Genomic DNA, 3,025 nt, shown 5'->3' with positions numbered 1-3,025 from the left:
GATCCAACCCAAGTTTTTGGCGAACTTCTTCCAATTCGCTTAAGTAATAATCCAACGTTAAATATTTTTGATTAGCCGGATCGGTAAAATCCGGTTGATCCGAATAAAATGATCCCAACTGATCATACATAGAAACCTGAACATGATATTTAGCGAGTTCTTCACCAAAATTTTCAAATTCTTCATGATTACTTCCCGGACCACCATGAACACATAATAGTTTTACATTCCCTTCCCCAACGGTCCTGGTAAACAAATGAAAAACATTATTTAACGTTAAAATTTTACTGCCCTGCTGCATACAACCACTCCTCTTTTTTAATTACTGATAAACAAAAAAGACGCCCTACGTAAGTTAAATCACTCACATAGGGAGTCTCCACGGTACCACCTATTAGTTGTCTAATCCAAATCGATTAAACCTCAATGTACGGAAAAAAATGTTATGACCCATTTCTTTCGATACACGTCCATCATAATGGTTGGCTACCATCAGGGACTAAATGAATTGTCCCTGCCACTCAAGGATGATTTTCAATTCACTACTTCTGCTTCCTCACACCAGCCGAAAGCTCTCTTTAAGAAATAGACAAATCTACTTTTCCTTTCAAAGTGTTTTATCATTTATTCATCAATATTTAATGTATTCTAATTTATACCTGTATCATAAAGATGTCAAGAAAGGATTCACAGAAAAAGGAGCTAAGTGACACTCATTTTCCCAAGATAGGTTTTAATATAAAGTCAAATTGATATCACTAATTAATTCGGATAATTACTGATATTTTCGAACCCGATCCATAAAGTCTTTGAACAGTCCAGCCATCTTGGCATCCGACTTATACATTGTTTCCGGATGCCATTGAACAGCCATGACCAAATCATCATCAACACTTTCAATGCCCTCAATAACCCCGTCGGAAGAAGTCGCCGTTACTTTTAGTGATTCAGCAATTCCCTTGACGGCTTCATGATGGTGACTATTTACCAGAATCTTAGTTGTTTCAAGAATTGTGGCTAATTTGGAATCACTGTCAACCGTAACATGGTGAGTTCCCTGATCTAAAACTGCCCTTTGATAATGTTGCAGCACCGGGGTAGGACTCTGGGCAGCCAAGTCCTGATAAATATTGCCTCCAAGCGCAATATTAATGACTTGAATCCCTCTACAGATACCAAACATTGGGATTTTACTATTTACTGCACCACGAACCAAATTAATTTCACTTTCATCAATTAGCGCATCTGTATCCCCAAGTTCAGGAATTGGTTCTTCTCCGTAAAACCGCGGTGCAACATCAGCTCCACCGGGAATCAATAAACCGTCGATAATTGATAAATAATTATCCATTAAATCGGGATTCCTGGTTGGAATCAATAGTGGTATCCCACCGTAATCTACGACTGCTGAAACCTCAGGAGAATTTACATTGTTTCTATAAATCCCCTTAATCATCCTACTCTCTGCCGGAATACCAATTATTAAGTTATTTTTCACTAGTCTGACCTCACAACTCAGAAATTATTTTTGAATCCAAATCACGGATAATGTGTTCCAATAGTTCAACAGTATTGTTAAAATCATCAAATGCGACCATGCCATAGTTTGTGTGTTCGTAACGCACGGGAATCCCGATACAGATGGTTGGAACCCCCTCATAAACAACAAATTCGGAACCATCAATTCCACCACCCGTACGAACGGCCCGGGTATATGGAATATTGTACTTTTGAGCTTCCTTTACAGCAAATGCTTGAAAATGTGGATTGGCAATAAATGACGTATCCATATCTCGTAGCATCGGCCCGCGATGCATGCCGGTTTGGATCAACCAATCCGGTGTAAACGTATCATCCGCCGGACATCCCTCTAAGCAAATCGCAATGCTTGGCTTAACCTTTCGAACCGTTACTTTAGCACCCCGGCAACCAACTTCTTCTTGAGCCGCAGCAGCACCAACCAGGTTAAAATCAAAGTTGTCATCTGCCAGTTCTGCCATAGCGGTAATTAACGCGGCAGTTCCAATCCGATTGTCAAATGCCTTTCCAAGCATGACATCCTGTTTCTCTAAATATTGCCATTCGGTATCGGGAACGATCGGGCAGCCGGTACTAATCTTTAACAGTTTTTCGGTTTCTTCGGCCGAAGTTGTCCCAACATCGATGCTTAAATGATCAATAGTAATTGGCTGTTTCTTTTCGGCTTCAGTCATAAAATGCGGTGGCTTTGTTGCGACAAGACCGGTTATCCATTCACCATCAAGATTTCGAATTTTCATTTTTTCAGCAGTTAGGTTTGCCGGCACCCAGTGACCCAATTCAACAAATTTAATCATCCCGTTTGGACGAATTGCCTGAACAATCAATCCTACCGCATCCACATGAGAATCAATCATCAAGGTTTTGACCTTTTTGGCACTATTATTGGGCTGTTCAAGGTAACAGTTATTCATTTGATCAGCATGGACTTTACTGAATGCTTTACTGTAGTTTACCACCAGATCGGCCACTTCATCTTCAAATCCGCTTGGTCCGTTAGCATTTGAAAGCTTCTCAATCAATTCGATTTTTTCACTTTTTTTCAATTACCCATTCCTCCGATATTTGATTGGTTATTTTTCCAGATAAGCTGTTCGATAATCATAATGACCATTGATTCGATCATAAGTAACATTTTTCAACTTGGGATTTACCAAATCCACGCCATTAGCTTGATAAAGTGGTGTTATGCCTTGATCCGAAGCCAATTGTTTTTCCGCATTGATTAAATCGTTCCAACGTTTTTTGACATTATTGGCATTTTTATTATTAGAGTCATCAATATCTTGATCAAATTTGGCATTATCCCACTTACCATTATTTTCCGGATTGTTAGAAGTCAGTTGAGCTAAAAATGAAATTGGGTCGGCAAAATCGGCAGACCATCCGGTAAAGTTAATATCGAACTTCCCGGCAGCGGCTCTGGCTAACATACTTGGAAACGGAATACTCTGAACGCTAACCTTTAGGCCCGGTAAATTTTTTT

Annotated in this window: 2 protein-coding genes, 2 pseudogenes and 1 other annotated feature; all 4 genes and pseudogenes read right to left on the bottom strand. The window is 39.6% G+C overall.

Annotation, left to right across the window (positions count from 1 at the left end; translation table 11 throughout):
• Positions 1-301, bottom strand: a pseudogene (locus HMPREF0519_RS13850) (prolyl aminopeptidase); the annotation flags it as partial.
• A 65-nt stretch (positions 302-366) separates the two neighbouring features.
• Positions 367-620, bottom strand: a binding site (T-box leader).
• A gap of 155 nt (positions 621-775) precedes the next feature.
• Entirely contained in the window at positions 776-1,498 is a 723-nt protein-coding gene (locus HMPREF0519_RS03990; protein ID WP_003634843.1) for a gamma-glutamyl-gamma-aminobutyrate hydrolase family protein, read from the bottom strand.
• A 10-nt stretch (positions 1,499-1,508) separates the two neighbouring features.
• Positions 1,509-2,585 (bottom strand): M42 family metallopeptidase, encoded by a 1,077-nt coding sequence (locus tag HMPREF0519_RS03985; protein WP_003634842.1) that lies wholly within the window; start codon positions 2,583-2,585, stop codon positions 1,509-1,511.
• 27 nt (positions 2,586-2,612) lie between these two features.
• Positions 2,613-3,025 (bottom strand): annotated as a pseudogene (locus HMPREF0519_RS03980) (peptide ABC transporter substrate-binding protein); the annotation flags it as partial.

The sequence above is a fragment of the Lentilactobacillus hilgardii DSM 20176 = ATCC 8290 genome (assembly GCF_000159315.1).
In the GTDB taxonomy this organism is placed as follows: Bacteria; Bacillota; Bacilli; order Lactobacillales; family Lactobacillaceae; genus Lentilactobacillus; species Lentilactobacillus hilgardii.
This window is presented reverse-complemented; position numbering and strand designations above follow the sequence as displayed.